The organism is Providencia sp. M-27, assembly GCF_011077905.1.
Lineage (GTDB): Bacteria > Pseudomonadota > Gammaproteobacteria > Enterobacterales > Enterobacteriaceae > Providencia > Providencia huaxiensis.
The window spans coordinates 508422-531493 of the sequence record NZ_JAALBT010000001.1; the positions used below are offsets into that span (position 1 = coordinate 508422).

The 23072-nt window shown below is 41.1% G+C and carries 21 protein-coding genes and 1 other RNA gene; 11 read left to right on the forward strand and 11 right to left on the reverse strand.

Annotated elements, in window-relative coordinates; translation table 11 throughout:
- Window positions 1-83: 83 nt before the first annotated feature.
- The 3 genes from degS to zapG all read right to left on the reverse strand — a co-directional run bounded on the left by degS (window position 84) and on the right by zapG (window position 3440).
- Complete coding sequence (degS, locus tag G6Q48_RS02365) at window positions 84-1148, reverse strand: outer membrane-stress sensor serine endopeptidase DegS (RefSeq protein ID WP_102137920.1); 1065 nt, start codon at window positions 1146-1148, stop codon at window positions 84-86.
- Window positions 1149-1262: 114 nt separating this feature from the next.
- Window positions 1263-2657: a Do family serine endopeptidase gene (locus G6Q48_RS02370; protein WP_102137919.1), complete on the reverse strand. Its 1395-nt coding sequence runs from the start codon at window positions 2655-2657 to the stop codon at window positions 1263-1265.
- 378 nt (window positions 2658-3035) lie between these two features.
- Window positions 3036-3440, reverse strand: coding sequence for a Z-ring associated protein ZapG (zapG, locus tag G6Q48_RS02375; protein ID WP_166264321.1), 405 nt, complete (start codon window positions 3438-3440; stop codon window positions 3036-3038).
- A gap of 346 nt (window positions 3441-3786) precedes the next feature.
- Here zapG and zapE point away from each other — a divergent pair, with 346 nt between their 5' ends.
- The 5 genes from zapE to sspB all read left to right on the forward strand — a co-directional run bounded on the left by zapE (window position 3787) and on the right by sspB (window position 7744).
- Window positions 3787-4917 carry a cell division protein ZapE gene (gene zapE / locus G6Q48_RS02380; RefSeq protein WP_166264323.1) on the forward strand — a complete coding sequence of 377 codons (1131 nt, stop codon included), beginning with the start codon at window positions 3787-3789 and terminating at the stop codon, window positions 4915-4917.
- A gap of 304 nt (window positions 4918-5221) precedes the next feature.
- Entirely contained in the window at window positions 5222-5650 is a 429-nt protein-coding gene (gene rplM / locus G6Q48_RS02385; RefSeq protein WP_004258237.1) for a 50S ribosomal protein L13, read from the forward strand.
- Between the two features lie 14 nt (window positions 5651-5664).
- Window positions 5665-6057 (forward strand): 30S ribosomal protein S9, encoded by a 393-nt coding sequence (gene rpsI, locus G6Q48_RS02390; protein WP_004258235.1) that lies wholly within the window; start codon window positions 5665-5667, stop codon window positions 6055-6057.
- A 546-nt stretch (window positions 6058-6603) separates the two neighbouring features.
- Window positions 6604-7245 (forward strand): stringent starvation protein SspA, encoded by a 642-nt coding sequence (sspA, locus tag G6Q48_RS02395; RefSeq protein ID WP_004258227.1) that lies wholly within the window; start codon window positions 6604-6606, stop codon window positions 7243-7245.
- A 7-nt stretch (window positions 7246-7252) separates the two neighbouring features.
- Window positions 7253-7744, forward strand: a complete 492-nt coding sequence (sspB, locus tag G6Q48_RS02400) for a ClpXP protease specificity-enhancing factor (RefSeq protein ID WP_181490174.1) — start codon at window positions 7253-7255, stop codon at window positions 7742-7744.
- Window positions 7745-7829: 85 nt separating this feature from the next.
- On the opposite strand, the gene G6Q48_RS02405 is transcribed toward sspB, so the two are convergent.
- Complete coding sequence (locus G6Q48_RS02405) at window positions 7830-9236, reverse strand: FAD-dependent oxidoreductase (protein ID WP_166264325.1); 1407 nt, start codon at window positions 9234-9236, stop codon at window positions 7830-7832.
- A 300-nt stretch (window positions 9237-9536) separates the two neighbouring features.
- Between G6Q48_RS02405 and arcB the strand changes: the two genes are divergently transcribed.
- The 3 genes from arcB to mtgA all read left to right on the forward strand — a co-directional run bounded on the left by arcB (window position 9537) and on the right by mtgA (window position 13496).
- On the forward strand, window positions 9537-11882 hold the full coding sequence (gene arcB / locus G6Q48_RS02410; RefSeq protein ID WP_102137915.1) for an aerobic respiration two-component sensor histidine kinase ArcB: 2346 nt from the start codon (window positions 9537-9539) through the stop codon (window positions 11880-11882).
- 232 nt (window positions 11883-12114) lie between these two features.
- Complete coding sequence (elbB, locus tag G6Q48_RS02415) at window positions 12115-12765, forward strand: isoprenoid biosynthesis glyoxalase ElbB (protein WP_102137914.1); 651 nt, start codon at window positions 12115-12117, stop codon at window positions 12763-12765.
- An 8-nt stretch (window positions 12766-12773) separates the two neighbouring features.
- Window positions 12774-13496: a monofunctional biosynthetic peptidoglycan transglycosylase gene (gene mtgA, locus G6Q48_RS02420; protein WP_166264327.1), complete on the forward strand. Its 723-nt coding sequence runs from the start codon at window positions 12774-12776 to the stop codon at window positions 13494-13496.
- A gap of 63 nt (window positions 13497-13559) precedes the next feature.
- On the opposite strand, the gene dolP is transcribed toward mtgA, so the two are convergent.
- From dolP to G6Q48_RS02440, 4 genes are all read right to left on the reverse strand, one after another.
- Entirely contained in the window at window positions 13560-14135 is a 576-nt protein-coding gene (gene dolP / locus G6Q48_RS02425; RefSeq protein WP_102137912.1) for a division/outer membrane stress-associated lipid-binding lipoprotein, read from the reverse strand.
- Window positions 14136-14144: 9 nt separating this feature from the next.
- A complete protein-coding gene (gene diaA / locus G6Q48_RS02430; RefSeq protein ID WP_004908326.1) occupies window positions 14145-14735 on the reverse strand; it encodes a DnaA initiator-associating protein DiaA in 591 nt (196 codons plus the stop codon).
- A gap of 115 nt (window positions 14736-14850) precedes the next feature.
- Entirely contained in the window at window positions 14851-15231 is a 381-nt protein-coding gene (locus G6Q48_RS02435; RefSeq protein WP_102137911.1) for a YraN family protein, read from the reverse strand.
- A 39-nt stretch (window positions 15232-15270) separates the two neighbouring features.
- Window positions 15271-16983 carry a penicillin-binding protein activator gene (locus tag G6Q48_RS02440; protein WP_166264329.1) on the reverse strand — a complete coding sequence of 571 codons (1713 nt, stop codon included), beginning with the start codon at window positions 16981-16983 and terminating at the stop codon, window positions 15271-15273.
- A gap of 61 nt (window positions 16984-17044) precedes the next feature.
- On the opposite strand from G6Q48_RS02440, the gene rsmI reads away from it, so the two are divergent.
- The 3 genes from rsmI (at window position 17045) to G6Q48_RS02455 (ending at window position 19938) form a co-directional block, all read left to right on the forward strand.
- On the forward strand, window positions 17045-17917 hold the full coding sequence (rsmI, locus tag G6Q48_RS02445; RefSeq protein WP_166264331.1) for a 16S rRNA (cytidine(1402)-2'-O)-methyltransferase: 873 nt from the start codon (window positions 17045-17047) through the stop codon (window positions 17915-17917).
- 94 nt (window positions 17918-18011) lie between these two features.
- An RNA gene (gene rnpB, locus G6Q48_RS02450) (RNase P RNA component class A) lies at window positions 18012-18385 on the forward strand.
- A gap of 476 nt (window positions 18386-18861) precedes the next feature.
- Entirely contained in the window at window positions 18862-19938 is a 1077-nt protein-coding gene (locus tag G6Q48_RS02455; protein WP_166264333.1) for a 4Fe-4S binding protein, read from the forward strand.
- A gap of 126 nt (window positions 19939-20064) precedes the next feature.
- Here the strand turns inward: G6Q48_RS02455 and dagF are convergent, their stop codons facing one another.
- Genes dagF through G6Q48_RS02470 form a run of 3 tightly spaced genes read right to left on the reverse strand, consistent with a single transcriptional unit; the run spans window position 20065 to window position 23042 of the window.
- Window positions 20065-20805, reverse strand: coding sequence for a 2-dehydro-3-deoxy-phosphogluconate aldolase (gene dagF / locus G6Q48_RS02460; protein WP_102137907.1), 741 nt, complete (start codon window positions 20803-20805; stop codon window positions 20065-20067).
- 1 nt (window position 20806) lies between these two features.
- A complete protein-coding gene (locus G6Q48_RS02465) occupies window positions 20807-21919 on the reverse strand; it encodes a DgaE family pyridoxal phosphate-dependent ammonia lyase (protein ID WP_166264335.1) in 1113 nt (370 codons plus the stop codon).
- Window positions 21903-23042, reverse strand: coding sequence for an amidohydrolase/deacetylase family metallohydrolase (locus G6Q48_RS02470; protein ID WP_166264337.1), 1140 nt, complete (start codon window positions 23040-23042; stop codon window positions 21903-21905). The genes G6Q48_RS02465 and G6Q48_RS02470 overlap by 17 nt, the downstream gene beginning before the upstream one ends.
- Between the last annotated feature and the right edge of the window lie 30 nt (window positions 23043-23072).

Here is a 23072-nt window from a genome sequence, read left to right on the forward strand (position 1 = left end):
TGGCTTCATTCATCTATTTGATAAATCAAAAAAGGTTGTTCGATATCGAACAACCTTTTTTACGAAAGACCGTTTTAAAATGATTATCCTGCCTGTTCATCAGGAATTTCTTCGATAATCACATCAATATTTTTAATTTCGCCATCTCGTAAAATCTGTACTGCGGTTTTGCTTCCAGGGCGGATTTCTGCAACTAAGTCCATGGTTTCTGCGGCTGAAATAGCCGGTTTGCCATCAACGGATAAAATGATGTCTCCTTGCAATATCCCCGCTTTGGCTGCGGGCCCGTTTGGGGCAACCTGGAAAACCCGTAACCCTTGTATTTGGTTAATATTATTGTTATTTGACCTAATTTGAGGCAGTTCGCGTGCTGTAATACCAATATAACCACGGATAACTCGACCATCACGAATTAGTTTATCCATGATTTTAGTCGCAAGGGCAGTAGGAATGGCAAAGCTTAAACCTTCAGAGCTAATGCCCTGGCCAGCAGTGAAAGAAAGCGTGTTGATTCCGACTAACTCACCTTCGGTATTAATTAATGCCCCACCAGAGTTACCCGAGTTGATTGAGGCATCTGTTTGCAGGAAATTTTGCCGGCGAGTAGAGCTTAGCCCTACGCGACCTGTTGCACTGATAATCCCCTGAGTAACAGTTTGACCTATATTGTAAGGGTTACCGATTGCAAGTACGACATCACCAACATGAGTGACTCGTTGTGTATTAATTGGAATAACAGGTAGGTTATCAGCGTCAATTTTCAGTACGGCGAGATCAGTTAATGGATCAGAACCAACCAATAGGGCATCAAAAATAGAACCATCTTGTAAAGCCACTAAGATTTGGTCTGGGTTATCAACGACATGTTTATTCGTGATAATGTAGCCATTTTGGCTCATGATCACACCTGAACCGAGAGACTTTAATTCACGTCCTGACTGGGAGAAGCTTCCTTTTGAACTGCTGTAAACATAGACCACTGCAGGTGCAGCACGACGTACAGCTTTGTTATAACTGACGGGTTCACTGCTTGTTTTACCATATAGTAAATCGGCTAAACCTTGAGGGCGCAAAGAAGGAACCGCAACGATAATAATCAATGCAGTCAACAGGCCAAGCATGACAGATAAAGTTAGCTTCTTCACCATAGGATATAGAATATTTAGTTATTGCTTAAACATGTTCTGAGCATAACACAAAAAAAAGGGTACAGCAGAGTGATACTGTACCCGTTTATTGATTTTCAGAGGGTTTTTGATGAATTAATTTTTCATCAGTAAATATAAGGTTTCACCATCACGTAATACTTTCATTGCTAACACCGGAGGTTTAGCGTCGATAATCTTACGGAATTGCTCAATAGTCTCAACACGAGCGTCGTTGACACCAAAGATTAAATCACCTTTTACGAGGCCAATGGCTGCGGCTGGCGATTTTGGCGCCACGCTGTCAACTTGTACACCTTTAGTGTTGCTAACGGTTGCATTAGAAATTGTTGCACCTAATAACGATTCACTCAGTTTTTCTGCTTTTGTTGCTGAGCCTTCGTCGTTCTCAAGAACCACTTTGACTTCCATCGGTTTGCCTGAGCGAATTAAACCAATAGTGATCTCTTTACCAATTTGGCTGGTACCGATTTTAGCTCTTAACTCAGCAAAGCTATTAATGCGTTTACCATCAACAGAGACTAAAACGTCACCGGATTTAATACCTGCTTTAGCAGCCGATGATTTAGGTAAAACTTCACTTACGAAAGCACCACGCTGTGCATCAATATTAAATGCTTTAGCGATATCGGAGTTCATCTCAGTACCTTTGATACCTAAGATCCCGCGTTTTACTTCACCATGCTTAATTAACTGCTCGCTAAGGTTTTTAGCCATATTACTTGGGATCGCAAAACCGATACCGATATTACCGCCACCTGGTGCCAAAATAGCGGTATTAATACCGATTAATTCACCATTTAAGTTAACGAGTGCACCACCAGAGTTACCTCGGTTAATGGAAGCATCGGTTTGGATAAAGTTTTCTAACCCTTCAAGGTTTAAGCCACTACGCCCCAGCGCAGAGATAATCCCTGATGTAGCTGTTTGGCCTAGGCCAAATGGGTTACCAACCGCAACAGCGAAGTCACCAACACGTAATTTGTCGGAGTCTGCAATACTAACCGCAGTTAAGTTTTTGATATCTTTTGCATTGCTTATTTTCAATAACGCGATATCGGTTTGTGGGTCTTTGCCAATTAAGTTAACCGCAATTTCACGGCCATCATTTAATTGAATTTGAATTTTGTCAGCACCATCAATTACATGATTGTTAGTTAAAATATAACCTTGCTGGGCGTCAATAATGACACCAGAGCCCAAGCCTTCAAATGGACGCACGCTTTGTTGTTGCTGTGGTATATTTGGGCCAAAAAAGAATTTAAGTTCTTCTGGAATTTGTTGGTTCTGTACGCGAGTACCAGACACATGAATATTCACTACAGCAGGCAATACTTTTTCAAGCATAGGGGCCAAGCTAGGCATGTTCTGGCTTTGTGCTGTAGCCGGTAAAGTGGCGGGTAATGCTGCACTGCTAACAGCAGGAATAGCCGCTAAAGATAACCCTAAACTCATTGCTACTGCGGTAAGAAAAAAGTTTTTTCTTTTCATAATTCAGTCGATTCTCTCAAGAATAAATTATTAACTCACTGTGAATGCAATTTTAGAAGAAACACAATGCGTTGATATAATATTGGTTGGTATCAGATTCAATTTTACTGATGACTATGACTACCGATTATGCGCAAAAGTTCCCATGACGGGTAGCGAATATCTACTCTTTTACATCTATTTACATGTGCTTTAAGTGAAACTTTAACTTCTATACATTATATAAATGAATTGTTAAATTATATTTGGATGGAAATCTTGTTCAGAATTATTAAATAAAAATTTAATAATGGAAGACATACGGAAAGTGACTAAATTTAGTGCGTTTTATAGAAAATCACCAGTAAGTGGTGCTTACTGGTGATAAAAGATAAAAATTTACTTTTCTTTCTCTTCGATAGGACGGAAAAGACCCGAAGCACCATCTGAGTAATCTCTTGGTGGCATTTTAACTGGCGCTTGGTCGTTATCCGCTTCAGATTCGGTTAAACGATAGTTAAATGGGTTGTCTTGTGCTGGCATATCAGGCATTAATTCAGATGAACTTTGTGCCATGTGTTGATATAGCTGACGGTAGTCACGCGCCATTTTATCCAATAATCCTGCGCTACGAGCAAAATGGCTAACAAGTTCTTTACGGTACTCTTCGAGTTCAGTACTTTTTTTGTCTAGCTCAGCTTGCGCTGTTTTTTGTTGGCGAAGCTTTGGGTTGCCATAGCGCACAACTAATGCACCGATGATAAAACCCACAATCAATCCGATTAATGCATACTCCCAGGTCATGCTGACTCCTTCATTACTTCAATGTTCACAGATTCAATGTTCGCAGAAATTAGTGTTGTTACCGTTACTATACCTTAAATAATTCAAGTTGCATGTAAGCGTCAAGTAAAGCACCTTAACATATTGTAATCTGACTAGTTAAGTGATGACAAAATCTACAAGCCTTGAAGTCGACAGGTTAAATTAGCCAACAACTTATTAAGAGTGGAATCTTAAATCGAATTTCCTTACTCTATAGCGGCTCGTTAACCGAAAGTTAAATGATAACTGAATCTGGTTATAATAAAGGCAGTGTATATCAAATAACGGTAAAAAAACCGAAAAATTTTTAAGGATTATTCAGTTAATGTCGCCGATGACCCCTACAATGCGTTATCAACAAGCGCTTGCTGATGGTAACTATCAGCCAGATGACGTCCAAAGGCTCGCTGTGGAACGCTTGGATAAAATATATCAGCAGCTTGTTAATGCAACTTCTTCCACTTTACAAGATAAGCCTTCAGGTTTAAAGCAACGCTTTAGTCGTCTTTTAGGTAAAACGTCAACAGCACCAATTATTCCCGTGCAAGGGCTCTATATGTGGGGCGGGGTTGGGCGTGGGAAAACATGGCTAATGGATATGTTTTACGAAAGTTTACCAGGTACTCGTAAACTTCGCTTACATTTTCATCGCTTTATGAAAAAAGTACAAGAAGATTTGATAGCATTGCAAGGGCAAGAGAACCCGCTAGATATTATTGCGGATGAGTTTAAAAAACAAACAGATGTGTTGTGTTTTGATGAGTTTTTTGTGTCAGACATTACCGACGCTATGATCCTTGGCACTTTGCTTGAAGGGCTCTTTGCTCGAGGCATTACACTGGTCGCTACCTCAAATATCATCCCTGATAATCTCTATCGTAACGGTTTGCAGCGAGCGCGTTTCCTGCCTGCTATTGAGCAAATTAAAAAATACTGTGATGTGATGAATGTCGATGCAGGCATTGATTACCGCTTAAGGACTTTAACTCAAGCACATCTTTTTTTATCCCCGATTAATCCTCAAAACCGCCAGCATTTGGATGAGGTTTTCATTAAATTGGCAGGTAAGAAAGGAGAACAACATCCCGTCTTAGAGGTTAACCATCGTAAGATGCAAGCTATTCATGCAGCGGAAGGGGTGTTAGCCATCGAGTTTAAAGTGTTGTGTGAAGAGCCTCGTAGTCAAAATGATTATATTTACCTATCAAATTGCTACCACACCGTGTTGTTGTACAATGTGCCCGTGATGGGAACAACAGATGAAAACCCAGCACGTCGTTTTTTGGCATTAATTGATGAGTTTTACGAACGAAAAGTTAAATTGGTTATTAATGCGGAAGTGCCAATGGAATCGCTGTATCAAGGGAAACTTTTGGCTTTCGAGTACCAGCGTTGCTTGTCTCGATTACAAGAAATGCAAAGTGAAGAGTACTTGAAAATACCGCATTTAACTTAAGGGAGTAATCAAACAGGGTTGTTAGCAAAAGTTACCTGGATTGCATAATTTAAGTACAAAATGCGATGTTTATTCGAGCAAACGTAAAAAAAATGCATTTGGGGTCGATTTTTGTTTCTGACTTCTCTATAATCTTGCGACCCCACGTTACAGCGTTATTTTTTATTTCCCAAAAAATAACGCATAAATGCCAGTTAGGCTGCTCGAAGGGGTAGGTTTACTGGACAAAGAGTCGTGTGAACCTCAGAAAGCTTATGAACATGAGTGTTCACCAACGTGTAACTTCAATATTGGGTAAGTTTTAATGAAAACTTTTACAGCTAAACCAGAGACCGTAAAACGCGACTGGTACGTTGTTGATGCAGATGGCAAAACTTTAGGCCGTCTTGCAACTGAAATTGCTAGCCGTCTGCGCGGTAAGCATAAAGCGGAATACACTCCGCACGTGGATACTGGTGATTACATCATCGTTCTGAATGCAGAAAAAATTGCTGTTACCGGCAATAAACGCGAAGACAAAATCTACTATCGCCACACTGGTCATGTAGGTGGAATCAAGCAAGCAACTTTCGAAGAAATGATTGCTCGCAGTCCTGAGCGTGTGCTTGAAATCGCGGTTAAAGGCATGTTGCCAAAAGGACCTCTGGGTCGTGCAATGTACCGTAAACTGAAAGTTTACGCAGGTAATGAGCACAACCACGCGGCTCAACAACCGCAAGTTCTTGACATTTAATCGGGATTATAGCAATGGCTGAAAATCAATACTACGGCACTGGTCGCCGCAAAAGCTCATCTGCTCGTGTCTTTATTAAGCCGGGTAGCGGTAACATCACAATCAATCAACGTACACTGGAACAATACTTTGGTCGCGAAACTGCGCGCATGGTAGTTCGTCAGCCGTTAGAATTGGTTGAAATGTTGGAAAAATTGGATCTGTACATCACTGTTAAAGGTGGTGGTATTTCAGGTCAGGCAGGCGCAATTCGTCACGGTATTACACGTGCACTGATGGCTTATGATGAGACTCTTCGTTCTGATCTGCGTAAAGCTGGTTTCGTTACCCGTGATGCGCGTTCTGTTGAACGTAAAAAAGTGGGTCTACGCAAAGCACGTCGTCGTCCACAGTTCTCCAAACGTTAATTTATTACCCTTTGGGTATAAAATTGATGAAAAAACCCGTCTTAATGACGGGTTTTTTATTGTCTATTGTTTTACTTATATTTTTATTATTAATGATAGAATAACTGCGTCTAATCATGATGCTTTATAAAAGAACGAATATATAGTTTAAAGAGAAAATAATAGTTTAGCCTAAAATTAAAAATAATTATTAGTTAACTGAATTGGCATATCTTTAATGAATACGACTCAAACCATGGAGTTAACTTTAGGGTTTTTATTCTTTATTTTTGATTTAATATTTAATTAAATTCTAGTTTTCTTCCTGTTTCTTTCTTGTTATGAAATAAATCTATGATTTTTTCGATGTGCCGCCCCTAAGTTGTACAAAATCTGTTAGAATATGCCCCTGTTTTTTTATTTCACATTTCTCGCCTTTACTGTGCGGGAGGGTTGTGTTGACTTTCAATATGGATAAATGAAAGTTAAACACAGGGGATTTTAAAATGGGTAATGGGTAATTAAAAATTAATTACATTTCGTCCATTTTGTATTTTGGAGGTTTTAATGGCTGTCGCTCCTAATAAACGTTCGGTAATGACATTGTTCTCTGGCCCTACTGACATTTTTAGCCATCAGGTACGTATTGTGCTGGCTGAAAAAGGGGTAAGTGTTGAAATTGAACATGTCGAACCCGGTCATCTGCCTCAAGATCTGATCGATCTCAACCCATATCAGAGCGTTCCAACATTAGTTGACCGTGACCTGACTCTCTATGACCCACACATTATCATGGAATACCTTGATGAGCGTTTTCCTCATCCGCCATTAATGCCAGTTTACCCTGTTGCGCGTGGTACTAGCCGTCAATTGATGCACCGCATTCAAAATGATTGGTATTCATTAATGAGTAAAATAGAGAACGGCAGTGCGCAAGAAGCCGCAAATGCTCGTCGTCAGCTGTCTGAAGAGTTGATCGCTGTTTCTCCTGTTTTTGCTGAAATGGAATTCTTTATGAGTGAAGAATTCAGTCTCGTAGATTGCTATTTAGCACCATTATTATGGCGTTTACCTGTTCTTGGTATTGAATTGAACCCATCTAGCAGCAAATACTTGCAGTTATATATGCAACGTGTGTTTGCACGTGACGCATTCTTAGCATCGTTGACTGAATCTGAGCGCGAAATGCGTTTGTCTACAAGAGGCTAAAAGAATGATGGAAATGACAGCAATGTCACCACGTCGCCCTTATTTGTTACGTGCCCACTATGAGTGGTTGCTTGATAACGATATGACTCCGCATTTGGTGGTTGATGTCACCGTTCCTGCTGTTAACGTTCCTATGGAATTTGCCCGTGATGGGCAAATTGTGTTGAATGTTGCGCCAAGAGCTGTTGGTAATTTTGAAATAACCAATGATGAAGTGCGTTTTAATGCTCGTTTTGGTGGAATACCTCGCCAAGTTTATGTCCCTATGGCCGCAATTATGGCGGTATATGCACGTGAAAATGGGGCTGGAATGATGTTTGAGCCTGAAGCTGCTTATGATGCAGAGTTATCAGCAGGTTTTGAACACGTTGAAGAACCTGAAGACAACATTACTCTAGTTCATGAAGCTGAATCTGTGGATGAAAAGTCACATGAGCCATCAGGGGATGAACCACCACGACCACCAAAAGGTAGGCCTTCTTTAAGGGTTGTTAAATAACTCATTAGGCGGGTTAGCAGCAAATTAAGAACAGGGGGGAAACCCTCTGTTTTTATATTCCCTCTATGTTCAAATAAATGGATAACTAAACCCCTAGAAATAACAAAATACCTTCAGCAGCATTACGCCCATCATCAATCGCAGTCACAACAAGATCTGAACCTCTTATTATATCTCCACCAGCAAACACTTTTTCATGTGAAGTTTGAAAAGGGATGGGACTATTACGGTTTGCTAAAATATGACCATACTTATCACGCTTGATTAACGCGTTATTCAACCAAACTTGGTCATGAGGTGCAAATCCATAAGCCACAATTACGGCATCGACTTCGATAAAAAATGTTGAATCATCAATGAGTTCTAATTGATAGCGGCCATTTTCTAATTTGCCATTTTGTGTGCGAGTGGCGTAAACCCCTGTAAGCTGTTGTTGCTCATTAACGACAAACTGAGTGACTTGCAAATTAAAGTGGAACTGAGCGCCTTCATCTAATGCATTGACGACTTCTTTTCGTGAGGCTGGCAGACTTTGTTCATCTCTACGATAGAGACAACTAACTTGCTTCGCTCCTTGGCGAATAGCGCTACGAACACAATCCATCGCGGTATCTCCACCTCCTAATACGATAACGCTTTTTGAGTGTAAATTGATATAGGGCTCATCATTAGGAGTAGGAAGTTGTATTAAATGGCGCGTATTTGCGATTAGGTAGGGGAGTGATTCAAAAACGCCTTGAATCGGTTTTTTAGGCACGTTGCCTCGAATTGCTTGGTAAGTACCAGTACCAATAAAAATAGCGTCATAAGTGCAAAGAAGCTCATCTAGAGAGATATCTGTACCCACCTCGGTATTCAATTGAAACTGAATGCCCATTTCTGTAAATATTTCTCGTCTTTGGACCATTAATTTCTTTTCTAACTTAAATGAGGGAATGCCAAAAGTTAGTAATCCCCCTATCTCAGGGTGTTTATCAAAAACGACGACATTTACACCATTTCGAATAAGTACATCAGCGCAAGAAAGGCCTGCAGGGCCTGCACCAACAATGGCGACACGTTTGTTTACAGAGCGAATAGGGAAAGAGGTTGGACGCCATCCCATCTCAAAGGCGGTATCATTAACATATCGTTCAATATGACCGATAGTAACAGAACCTGTTGTATCATGAAGTACACATGCTAATTCGCAGAGTTTTTCTTGTGGGCAAACGCGCCCACAGATCTCAGGTAAGCTATTGGTATGATGAGATAATTCAGCCGCTTCAATTATTTTTCCTTCAGCAGCAAGTTTGAGCCACTTTGATATTGGGTTATGTAACGGGCACTTCCATTCACAAAAAGGGCTACCACAAGCGAGGCAGCGGCTCGCTTGCTGTTGTACATCAACGGCATTATCGGACTCATAGATTTCAGTAAACGCTATTTTGCGGATTGCCAGCGCTTTTTTGAGCGGTTCGCGACGTTGGTGACCGAAAATATTCGAACTCATGGTATTCCTTACTGAATTTTGTCTGATTTTACTTGAGATAGCTTGGGCTTTTACTGTGATTTTAGCGGCCTTACCCAAGGAACAATAGTGCTATTATTTTGATTTTTATGTGATTATGATTAAAAGTTATCCGAAATGAACTTTTACTTTATCTAATAGAAAGAAAATACCTGATTGTTTTTTATCATTAATCGTAAAAAATGGCTATTGAATGAGCAGGATCGACATTTCGAGTGAATAATCATCCGAAACTGCCTTGTTTGATATATGATTCAAAGAGAATTTAACTAAGGGGTGGTTATGAAAGTACTTCGCGGCCTGGCGCAATACTATGTCGATTTAATGATGAAGCTCGGTCTAGTGCGTTTTTCTCTGTTACTTGCAGCTGCATTGGTTGTTCTCGCCATGATAATGCAAATGGCAGTGACAATTGTTTTAAGAGGGCATGTTGATAGCCTCGACATGGTGGGGTCAATTTTCTTTGGGTTAATCATTACTCCATTGGCCGTCTATTTTTTGTCGGTGGTGGTTGAGCAACTCGAAGAGTCTCGGCAGCGTTTATCGCGAATGGTTGATAAACTTGAAGTTATGCGAAAGCGTGATGCGGATTTAAACATTCAATTGCAGGGAAATATTGAACAACTTAACCTTGAGATTCTCGAACGAGAAAAGGCCGAGCGCGCTCACTTAGAGCTCCTTGAGCAATTAAAACAAGAAATGAAATACCGTGAGCAGACACAGATTGAACTTGAGCAGCAATCTGTATTACTTCGTTCATTCTTAGATGCTTCTCCTGACTTAGTCTATTACCGCAATGAAAATAATGAGTTTTCGGGATGTAACCGAGCAATGGAACTGTTGACTGGGAAAAGTGAAAAACACTTAGTTGGGTTAACGCCATTAGATATTTATGATGTTGAAATTGCCTCCAAGGTTATGGAAACCGATGAAAAAGTTTTTCGTCATAATGTTTCTCTCACTTATGAACAATGGCTGGTATATCCAGATGGCCGTAAAGCCTGTTTTGAGCTCCGTAAAGTGCCTTTTTATGACCGAGTTGGCAAACGACATGGCCTGATGGGATTTGGGCGTGACATAACGGAGCGTAAACGCTATCAGGAAGCGTTAGAGAACGCGAGTAGGGAGAAAACTACCTTTATTTCTACAATCAGCCACGAGCTTCGTACACCCCTTAACGGCATTGTTGGTTTGAGTCGAATTTTATTAGACACCGATTTAACTTCGGAACAATCTAGCTATTTGAAAACTATTCATGTTAGTGCCGTCACTTTGGGTAATATATTCAATGATATTATTGAGATGGATAAAATTGAACGCCGTAAAGTTCAGTTAGATAACCAGCCAATTACATTATCTGAATTTGTGAATGACTTAGAGAATTTAAGTGGGTTATTGGTACAGCCAAAAGGGCTTAAATTTGTCATGGACGTTGCGCCTGCATTACCCAAAACGGTTTTAACCGATGGGACTCGTTTACGGCAAGTCCTATGGAATTTAATTGGTAATGCAGTTAAGTTCACGCAGAAAGGTGAAGTGAAGCTTAGTATTTGGCAAGAAGCTGAAAATAAATTGTTTTTTAGAGTTCAGGATAGCGGCATAGGCATACCGAAAGATGAGTTAGATAAAATCTTTGCAATGTATTATCAAGTAACAGATTCTGCTGGTGGTAAACCCGCTACGGGGACGGGGATTGGGCTTTCTGTATCTCGTCGCTTAGCACAAAATATGGGAGGCGATATACAAGTTGAAAGTGAAATAGGCCAAGGTTCCACTTTTACTTTATCCATTACAGCGCCAGTTGTTGAAAATAATGTTATTGAACAGCAAGATCCTGAAGACGATTACCCATTGCCAGCATTGCATATTCTACTCGTAGAAGATATTGAACTGAATATTGTTGTTGCTTGTTCTGTATTAGAAAATTTAGGCAACACGGTCGACGTGGCAATGAATGGTAAAGATGCCCTCGAGATGTTTGCCCCTGGGGAATATGACTTAGTTTTATTGGATATTCAATTACCTGATATGACAGGCTTAGATATCTCAAGGCAACTAAAACAGCAGTATGATAAGCAAGACCTGCCACCATTAATTGCATTAACTGCAAATGTTCTCAAAGATAAGAAAGAATACTTTGATGCAGGTATGGATGGCGTATTGAGTAAACCATTATCAGTTCCTGCATTGACCCAAGTTATTGAGCAATTTTGGGGTGAGCAATCTGTTCAACCTGAAGAAGCATCGAATGACCGTGAGGCTTCAAGTGTTGATGAGTCAATATTAGATTGCGATATGCTAGAGCAGTATATTGAATTAGTTGGCCCTAAGCTTATTTATGATGGGCTAGATGTCTTTGAAAAAATGCTTCCAGGCTACTTAGCTATTCTTGACTCGAACATGGTGGCTAAAGACCAAAAAGGCATTGTTGAGGAAGCCCACAAAATCAAAGGAGCGGCAGGCTCTGTTGGCTTAAAGAACTTACAGAAAATAGCACAACAGATTCAATCTCCTGAATTACCAGCATGGTGGGACAATGTACAGGAATGGGTGGATGAACTAAAACAAGATTGGAAAGCAGATATAGAAACTTTGAGAAACTGGGTTGATGAACGTACAAAAAAATAACCCCAACCGAAGTTGGGGTGCGCGAATACTGCGCCAACACCAGGGAAATCGTTGATCTGCATGTGTTTTTTGTTTTTTGCAAATCATTAAATTAGGTATATCACTGTAAAGGGCAACATCAAGATACCAAAATTTAGCGAATCTGTTACAAGATTCATTAAAATCTGTGATGAAGATTGATGTTTATGCACCTTAGCGCTTGAGAGATAATTTACTACAAATGGAGGAAGATATGAAATCAATTGCGGTTATTTTAAGTGGCTGTGGTGTTTTTGATGGAAGTGAGATCCATGAGTCAGTGCTAACTATGTTAGCTTTGAGTCAAAATAATGCTGAAATTCACTTTTTTGCACCTGATGAGCTACAACCTACTGTTATTAATCATATGACTGGGGAGTCTAAATCAGAAAAACGCAATCAAATGGAAGAATCTTCACGTATTACACGTGGGAAAATATCGCCTTTGTCATCAGCTGATGCTTCAACGCTAGATGCCCTCATAATTCCTGGTGGTTTTGGTGCCGCAAAAAATTTATGTGATTTTGCAGTTAAAGGAAGTGAGTGTGTAATTAATAAAGAACTATTAAGTTTAGTACGCCAAATGCACCAACAGAAAAAGCCGCTAGGGCTGATGTGTATTGCTCCTGTGATGCTTCCTAAAATGTTAAATACATCAGTAGTACTAACTATTGGTAATGATAGTGAAACGATTGCTCAAATAGAAATTATGGGAGGAAAGCATATTGAATGTGCTGTTGATGACATTGTAATTGATGAAGTTAACCGAGTTGTTACAACACCTGCTTATATGCTGGCTCAATCAATTTCTGAAGCAAATACGGGCATTAATAAGCTTGTTAAGAAAGTATTGGAAATGGCGTGATTATTTGAATGCGAACTATTGTTTCTAAATTATGGCACTGGTTAAAGAAGATCACATTTTCATTACTTGTGGTGTGGATTTGTTCAGTCGTTTTATTTAAATACATACCAGTGCCTTTTTCTGCGGTGATGATCGAACGACAAATTACCGCATGGGTAAACTTAAATTTTTCTTACGTATCTCGTTCTGAATGGGTAGACGAAAATCACATTTCTCCGTATGTTTATTTAGCGGTAATTGCTGCAGAAGATCAAAATTTTCCTCATCACTGGGGTTTCGACCTTGATGCAATCGAGCGTGCTTACAAACACAACTTGAGCAATAAACAAACAATTAGAGGGGCTTCAACTATCTCCCAGCAAACAGTAAAAAACTTGTGGTTATGGGATGGGAGAAGCTGGCTAAGAAAGGGCCTAGAGACAGTAATGACTCCTGTTATGGAGCTGTTGTGGTCAAAGCAAAGGGTTTTGACTGTTTATCTTAATATAGTTGAGTTTGGTGATGGAGTTTTTGGGGTTGAAGAGGCTGCAAATAAATTCTTTAATAAGCCTGCTAGCAAGCTCTCAATGAGTGAGGCTGCGCTATTAGCTGCAGTTCTTCCTAATCCTCATAGATATAGCGTAAAAAAACCATCTTCTTACGTCCTCAAAAGGCAAGCTTGGATCTTGAATCAAATGCACTTATTAGGAGGTAAGAATTATCTGAAAATAAACCAATTGATGGATGAATAAGAAAAAAGCCATGGTTTTTCTCTCACGGCTTTTGTATTTATAACAATATATTATTGTTTATGATTAATTAAGATAAGTGAAAGCAGTCGTTACTCGACGAACACCATCTGTTTCACTGGCGATTTTAGCCGCCGCATCACCTTCTTGCCTTGTTAAAACACCTAGCAAGAAAACCTCACCATTTTCAGTAATAACTTTTACACTACCAGATTTAACACTATCACTAGCAAGGATTTTAGATTTCACTTTGGTTGTTAACCAAGTGTCTTTTGAAGCAGTACCCAAATCAACGGGCTCTCCACTACGGACTTCATTATAAACTGCGATGGTGCCATCAACGTTAGAGGCTATTTGTTTTGCTCGTTCAGCCCAAGCCATATCAGGGCTTTGGCCAGTTAACAGCACATTACCTTTATAAGCGGTCGCAATGATACGAGCCTTACCTGTGATATCCTTATCTTTATTCAGTTGTCCACTAACCCTAGCTTCTAAGGTCCCATCGTCAACTTGTTGACCAACTGTACGAGGGTCTGTGGCACTTTTCGTTGCAACGGCCGCAGAACCTACGACGGCAGCCCCTATACAGCCTTGTAATAGAACAGTACTGATGACTATGGCAAAAATTGGTATTAATCGCATTTTGTCTCCTTAATCGTCCTGATGTGGGAAAAGAGTATTATCTATGAGGTCACACAGACAATTTACAGTAAGAAGATGAACTTCTTGAATTCGAACACTTCGTTGGGATGGAATACGAATTTCAACATCTTGGGGGCCAAGTAAACCCGCGAGTTCCCCTCCGTCATAGCCTGTTAAGGCGACAATTGTCATGTCTCTAGTGACTGCAGCTTCAACAGCTTTAATAATATCACTGCTATTACCATGGGTTGAAATTGCCATCAAAACATCGCCATGCTGGCCTAATGCTCTAACTTGTTTCGCATAAATTTCAGAAGGTTGCTTACTACCCGAAATGGCAGTTAACACGGCATTATCGGTATTAAGTGCTAAAGCGGGTAAGCTAGGGCGCTCGGTTTCAAAGCGATGGATCATACTCGCAGCAAAACGTTGTGCGGTAGCAGCGGAAGCGCCATTACCACAACATAAAATTTTGTTGCCATTGAGTAAAGACTGAACCATCATCATCGCGGCTCTTGAAATGGCATCAGGCAGCGCTTCAGCGGCTGCTATTTGAGTTTGGATGCTTTCAGTAAAGCAAACTTTTATTCGGTCTAGCACGAGTTTTTCCTTTGTCGCCTCGATATAATTCAAATCATTTTGTGTATTACCATTATATTTGAATTATAGCGTTGTTGACTGCATGAACAGTGTATAAAGCTGACTATCTTATCTGTTAATAAACATCATTTTCGTTGAATGCATTTTGTACCCAGTCAAACCGGTTTCCCGTGATGGCACAGATATCAAAACGGCATGCGCTAGTTTCAAAACTTTCTTGTCTTTTTGAGAGCCAAATTTTAGCAGCAGCTAATAGTTTTCGACGTTTGTGCCAGTTTACTGATAAAAGTGCATCTCCATAGTCACAATTTTTGCGAAAACGAACTTCAACAAATACCCAACCTGTATTATCTCGCATGATGAGGTCGATTTCTCCGCCTCGGTTCCTTGCATTACGTTCGACAAATGTTAATCCCTGTTGTTGCAGGAAAGCGAGTACTTGGTTCTCATAGTACCGGCCTGTTAACCATTGTATGGCTTTTGGCATAATTTTCATGACGTCCTTGTCTGAAAAAAAGTGAAGTATTGAATGATGCTATTGCGCCGAAACCACTTTACCTTGTTTAAATTGCAGCCAAGGTAATTCTCGGTACACCACACAGTTTGGTGTTGTGCTTAAGATCCCGGATGCGCCATTGATACGAAATTGCCCAGATTGTTGCAGCTTGTCGTAATTGTTGGCTAAAGACCATGCATCAATACCCATGGCATATAAACGGAATAAAGAGTAATCATTACTCAGCTTTTGTTGAGCTTGTTTACGTAAGTTATTGTTTGCGCCTGCGAGTAAAGGGATTTCGCTAAATTTAACGCCATCCATTTCAAAGCGATAGTCTGCACCAGACCCTGCTTGGTTACTACGGGAGCTTGTATAAAGCGCAGGACGAGAGCGGGAGCTAATCGCCATTTCAATCATTGGTTTGATTAAGGTGAGCTCATCACGAGTAGCAACAATATAAACGCTGTCAATCGCCCCTGTTGAATCGATATATTGTGGATCTATTGATTGTGTATCTATCGACTGTGTACCCGCATTCACTGGCGTTCCAGTCATACGGATCCCTGTACCACGATTAATTGACTCTTTTAAAGAAGGGACTGAGCCAAAGGTTTGCATTAGAACGGTCCCGCCGCCTTTTTCTTGCCACCCTTGGGCAAAGGCTTTGGCTATCCTATCACCGAAAGCATTAGCGGGAACTAATACCAATGGCATTTGCTTGCCCTCAGCTTTCATGTAAGCCGCTGCATTTTGTGCTTCATCTTCTGGCGATAATGAAAAATAGCAAAGATTTGGTCGAGGCTGTAATTGGTTCGCATCAAGTTCATTGAGCGCGAGCACACTGACAGGTGCCCCCATTTGGGTAATGGTTTGAACATCACTTTTTAATAATGGCCCAACAATGAGATTAAAGCCTTCATTTTTTGCTTGTTCAATGAGCTCAGGCATTTGCTTGTTTGTCGTATCAAACACCTTGACGCTTTGGGTGTTCACAGGGGCGGCATCGATACGCAAAGCGGATGTCACTACATCGCTATCGCTAGTAGTAGGGGCATTACCTGTGGTTGCCGCAACTTGTTCATAGATTTGGTCGAGGACATCATTTCCACTACTCGCTGGTGTTACGGCAGCTTGAGGGGCAGACCCTTGAGGTAGGCCTTTTTGCGCATCCATAAAGCCTTGCATGATCGCTTGGCCAAATACTTGCCCTTGGCCACTCATGGGTAAAAATAAAGCAATCTTAGGGGTTTTACCCACTTGAGGTATCATGGCTTGCTGCAAAAGAGTCGGCGTTGTCGTTACTGCTGGGTTATTTGAATAACGCATTTTCCAATCGTTATAGCCAGCGAGTAAGGCATCTGTGTCATCTCGGTTATTTTGATAAATATCTAAAAGATCGACCCAGCCTTGGAGAATATTTTCATCGGCACCAACGCCATGAATTTGTTCTGGCGTTAACTGTGTTAACATCTGCCATAACCCATCAATATTAGCTTGGCGTTCAGCGGCTGTTTTTAATAAAGGTTCTTGGCTAATGTAGGCGCGTATCGCCTCCATTGAAGGCTTACCTTGTGCAGCATCGATGATTGCTTGGTAATGGCTAGCATTATCAGATGTGCTTTGCTCAGGCGTTTTTTGGGTTGACGGAAAATATTCCGAGACAATTTGGCACCCTGACAGTGCAAATGTGGACAGCATTGCTGTGCACATTAACCCTTTTTTCAAATGCAAAAAAATTGAAGGACGCATACTGTATCCAATGGTGTATTTTTCAATTGCTTAATTTTAAACCGGCTATTTGGATGAAACAATGAACCAACCTAATCAAGCTGTGGTTATGGCATCCACGCTGTATATCGTTCCTACCCCAATTGGTAATATGAAGGATATCACGCAACGCGCGTTGGATGTTCTTAAACATGTTGACCTTATTGCTGCAGAGGACACTCGGCATTCAGGCATTCTATTACAGAATTTTGCGATAAATGCACGGTTGTTTGCTCTGCATGATCATAATGAACAGCAAAAGGCAGATCAATTAATTAGTCGACTTCAACAAGGCGATAGTATCGCATTAGTCTCCGATGCTGGTACACCTTTAATTAATGATCCGGGTTATCATCTCGTCAATCGTTGCCGCGAAGCGGGTATTCGAGTTGTACCTTTACCGGGGCCTTGTGCCGCTATCACTGCGTTATCTGCCGCAGGTTTGCCCTCAGACCGTTTTTGTTATGAAGGATTTTTACCCGCAAAAACAAAAGGCCGTAAAGATGTTTTACAATCACTCGAACAAGAAACTCGCACGCTGATTTTCTATGAATCAACCCACCGTTTGTTAGACAGTTTAGCAGATATGGTGGAAGTCTGGGGACCGGAGCGCCATGTTGTTTTAGCGCGAGAAATCACTAAGACGTGGGAGTCCATTGAAGGCCGCCCCGTAGGGGAGTTGCTCGCTTGGGTAAAAGAAGATGAGAATCGTCACCGCGGCGAAATGGTGTTAATTGTTGAAGGATATAAGAAGCCTGAAGATGATTCAGCAATTTCACCGGATGTAGTTCGTACCTTGAATTTATTACAAAAAGAGTTACCACCGAAAAAAGCGGCTGCAATCACGGCTGAAATTTATGGCCTCAAGAAAAATATGTTGTATAAATTGATGCTTGATAATCAAGCTGATGAATGATTCTTGAGCAAATAGACGAGTTCATTTATATAAGTGGTAAATGAAAGTCGTTAGAGTCTGTACAAGACACAGTAAAGTGCCTATAATTCGCCGCGGAGTTGGCCAGACAACCGCTGCTTTATCGTAGTCCCTTCGGGAGACGGGGAGAGGGGAGGAAAGTCCGGGCTCCATAGGGCAGGGTGCCAGATAACGTCTGGGAGGCGCGAGCCTACGACTAGTGCAACAGAGAGCAAACCGCCGATGGCCTGTTTACAGGATCAGGTAAGGGTGAAAGGGTGCGGTAAGAGCGCACCGCGCGACTGGTAACAGTTCGTGGCACGGTAAACTCCACCCGGAGCAAGACCAAATAGGGGTTCATATGGTGCGGCCCGCATTGAACTCGGGTAGGTTGCTGGAGCCAGTGCGCAAGTGCTGGCCTAGATGAATGGTTGTCCATGACAGAACCCGGCTTATCGGCCAACTCCCTTTTTTCTTCATATTTCGCGCTGTACCTTTGTTGGCTGCATTTAGCAACTCGAGTCACATACTGGTGTATGCTCCTTTTTTTCGTCATACTTCAAGCTGTGCCTGTGTTGGCTTCATTCGTCAACCCTAGTCACATACTGGTGTATGCTCCTAGGGATTTCCTCATTTTGCCGCCGTGGCACAACTCGAATTATTTAGAAAAAATCATAATCTTTTTATTTAATATCAAAATACTTATCTTGTTTGTCTTCACCATTCGCTGTATCAAAGTATCAAAGTATCAAAGTATCAAAGTATCAAAGTATCAAAGTATCAAAGTATCAAAGTATCAAAGTATCAAAGTATCAAAGTATCAAAGTATCAAAGCATCAAATCATCAAATCATCAAGATCATAACCCTCTGATGCAAATCAATACGCTCTCTGAATATGTAAATAGAATAGTGGTATTTATAATGCATGTTAAAGAGATGTGCGGACATGATAGAAAAACCACGTATAAGGTACCAACGTCGCCCCGGTACAACAGGAGGAAAGCTCCCTTGGAATGATTGGCGAAACGCGTCAACTTGGCGTAAATTTGTACAGGTAACACTGTTAGCAATTAACCTTTATATCGGTATTACTTTCTATTACTGGGTTCGTTACTATGAAACGGGTGGGGCAACCCTTTATCTTCCTCGCCCTGGTGGAATTGAAGGCTGGCTGCCGATTGCTGGGCTAATGAATTTAAAATATACGTTGGAAACGGGCAGCTTTCCTGTCATTCATGCGGCCTCAATGTTTCTTTTAGTTTCTTTTATCGTGATTAGCTTGCTGTTCAAAAAAGCATTCTGTTCATGGATGTGCCCGATTGGCACAATATCAGAGTACACAGGTAAGTTAGGGAAAAAACTCTTTCGTTATCAAAACCAAATCAGTTTACCTAAATGGCTCGATATCCCTTTAAGAGGCCTAAAATATTTATTATTAGGTTTCTTTCTTTATATTGCATTTTCCATGTCTGCGCAGATGATCCAATATTTTATGATGTCCCCTTATGGGATCATTATTGACGTAAAAATGTTGGATTTCTTTCGCTATATTAGCTTATTTGCGCTTATCACTGTGGTCGTTTTAGTGGTGGCAAGCTTGTTTATTCGTAACGCTTGGTGCCGTTATTTATGTCCTTATGGTGCATTATTAGGGCTATTTTCGTTATTTTCACCGTTTAAAATTCGCAGAAATAGGGAAAGCTGCATTGATTGTGGAAAATGTGCGAAAAATTGCCCGTCACGGATCCCTGTCGACAAGTTAATTACGGTAAAAACAGTGGAGTGCACGGGATGTATGACGTGCGTGGAATCTTGCCCTGTTGCATCAACGCTAGATTTTTCATTGCAAGTGCCAACAAAAAAACGTCAGTTTCGGTTATCGGGTATGCTGATGGCCATTTTAACCTTAGCAATTTTATTTATAACCATTGGAATTGCCATGTATTTTGGCGTTTGGGGTAGCCCAGTGCCTGATAATTATTGGTTTCATATTATACCGAATGCAAGAACGATAGGTCATTAACTCATAGTAAAAAATCCCCCGCTCATATTTGATGAGTGGGGGATTTATTGTTTCGTCATTGTGACAATGACTTATATTATAACGTCTCGCTTATATTTATTTTCTTACTTACTACTCACTACCGCATCAATTAACCGCTTGCTTAACCATCTGCAATAATTGACGCACATCTTCTGGACGAGTATTGCCCGATTCTTTATCAATGATTGAACTATAAATATGAGGAATGATTTTCTTCACGCCAGCATCGAGGGCAATTTGCAAAATTTCGGCAAAATTATCTAAATCAATACCGCCTGTAGGCTCTAAAGAAAAATCAAATTCAGCACACGCTTTGGCGATGGCTTTATATTCTTCAATATAAGTTAGCCCTTTCATATTAAAGAATTTAACAGAGTCAGCTCCCATGTCTTTAAGCATCATAATGGCAGTTTCAATCGGCACAATGCCATCTGGCGCTTGAGAACTTAGTGGGCCAGTTGAAATTTTAACCATACCAACGGTACCTGTTGGTGAAATCAATGCGTTAACGAAGGTTTCATTTTGGCCTAACAATGCACGGCTAATCGGTGCACCAGTAAAGACTTGGTTTACGTGCTGTGGCTGAACTTCTTTTGAAATCAACGATACCATAGTGGATTGGTTTGGATCGCCAGCACCAAGGCCAACAGATAACGCATTATCCGTTTCTTGTGCATAAATGCGCATATCAGCAATCGCGCTTTCTAAGTCAGGGTAATTTTTAGATAAAACACCAACAACAACAAAGGTTTCTGCTGCGGCATAGATATCTTTTGCATTTTGATGGCTGCCCGCCAAAACGTTTAAACAGACACGGTCACGATAAAAATTCGGTGACAATTTCATCTTAAATTCCTTCTACTAACAAACGAATATTCTTTGAAATAACATTAAGTTGCTCAGTACTGACACTACGAATGTCAGCTTCTACTTTTCCTTCGTTGGCTTTGTATTCACGGAAGTAAATCGCGGTATCACCTTGCTTTAATTCAGCCATGATTTGGTAAGTGGTTTTGCCTATCGTTTTTTCATCAAAGCTAATTTCAGTGCGAGCAATATCACGTCCCGCAGCATCCCAGACGATTTGGGCGGAGATACCTTTAATCGCATTTAAATCGCTGATGAATTGACTCATTCGATTGACCATCTCTGCGCCCGTCTCTTTTGTCGCAGTGAGATACTGTTCGATAGCAAGGGTGAGGCCCAAAATACCTTCTTTGCCCACTTTCATCGCACGGCCAATACCTTGGCTTTGGCGCTTTACCCACTCAACATACTGTTTTTTACCGATAACAAGGCCGCTTGTTGGGCCTTCAATCGCTTTTGCGCCACTGTAAATCACAATATCACCACCAGCTTGGTAGTAAGCCGTGAGCTCTTCTTCAGCAGCAGCATCAACAATCAGAGGGAGCTGGTGGTCATGAGCCACTTTGGCGGCTTGTTCAACTGTCAACATGCTTTTTTGTACGGTATGGTGCGATTTGATATACAAAATAGCAGCGGTATTGGGGGTGATTTTTGCAGCTAATTGAGCAGCGTTGCACTCATTAGCAAAACCCGCTTCTACCACTTTACCACCACCTAAGCTCACCATTGTGTCGACAGGGGCTCCAAAGTTAACGTTATGGCCTTTAGGTAAAATAATTTCACGTGGAACCACTTTGTCGGATGAATGCAAATTGAGCAGTAAATCATCGTCATCTTGTACAATGACTGCCGCAACCGCTTGTGCAATACCAGCAGATGCACAGGAAACAACAACTGCAGCTTCAACGTTTAATAGACTAGCAATGTATTCGCCAGTTTTGTTAACTAAGTCTTTAATTTCAAAATAATTATTTAGGCCGTAAGCAACACGTTCGACAACTTCTGGCGTTGGCGTTGAAACACCAAGGATTGTCATGCGGCCAGAAGCATTAATAACGTGTTTTAACTGATATTTATCATAAATCGATTGCATGTTCGGATTCACCTTGTGCATGAATAATGTGTTTTCCACCGACGATAGCGGCCAACGGTACGAAGCGGTGTGTGCCTATACGCTGTTCGCCTTCTGCATCGGTGAGCTCAGTTTGCTCTTCTTTGAGGTCAAAAAGGGTAATGTCGGCATCAAAGCCTGGCCTTAAATACCCTTTCGCTGGCAAAGATAAGAAATTGGCCGCTTTTTCGGTCACACAGCGAAGCACTTGTTCCGCACTAAAACCCATACACAGGAATTTAGTCATCACAAAAGCGAGACTATAAACTGGGCCATTAACGCGGTTGCGGTGGTAAATATCTGAACTGATGATGTCAGGGTAAGTGCCGATACGCATTGCTTGTTCGGCAACTTTAAAGCTGAAACTTTCACCACCATGGCCAACATCCAATATGACACCGCGCGCTAAAGCGCGAGCAATTGACGGTTTTAGATAGCCATCTTCGCCTAAAATTTTATTGGGTTTACCGTTAAAGCAGTGAGTGATGATATCGCCGCGCGTCAGTAAGTCAGCGACTTCATCGATATCCGGTGGGTTGTTGCCAATGTGTACCATGAGTGGAAGATGATGTTTTTTTTGCATTTCTTTGGCTTTAACCAGTGGGGCAATGCCATTTTCACCCACCACGCTTTTACTCATACGGGCTTTCATACCAACGACAAAGCCTGAGTGGCGTTCGATAGCGTCTTGAAAGCAGGTTTCATTGATGTTGTTCATATCGGACAGTTCATTTTGTGCAATGATGCCAATACGCGAAATATTCAGTAGAGAAAAGACATTCGTTTTTGATTTCTGGGTGAGCTGATAAAATTTATCAATATCATCAGCACCGACACTACCTGCATCAACCAGTGAGGTAACTCCGCCAGCGGCTCCTGCTAAATCAGGGTCATCGAAGTAAATAGGTGACTCAACAAAGCAATGAGCATGAGAGTCAATCCACCCAGCACTGACATAAGTTTTTCCTTGTAGGTCAATGACTTTTTCGGCTTGCTGATTATTCGCTAATTCAGGGCCTGCCGCTTCGATTTTTCCATCTCTAATAAGAATGTCGATTATGGTGCCATCGATACATTTGCCATGCTTGATGATTAGGGTGTACATAGTTGTCCTCTTTATGATGTCAACCGCAGC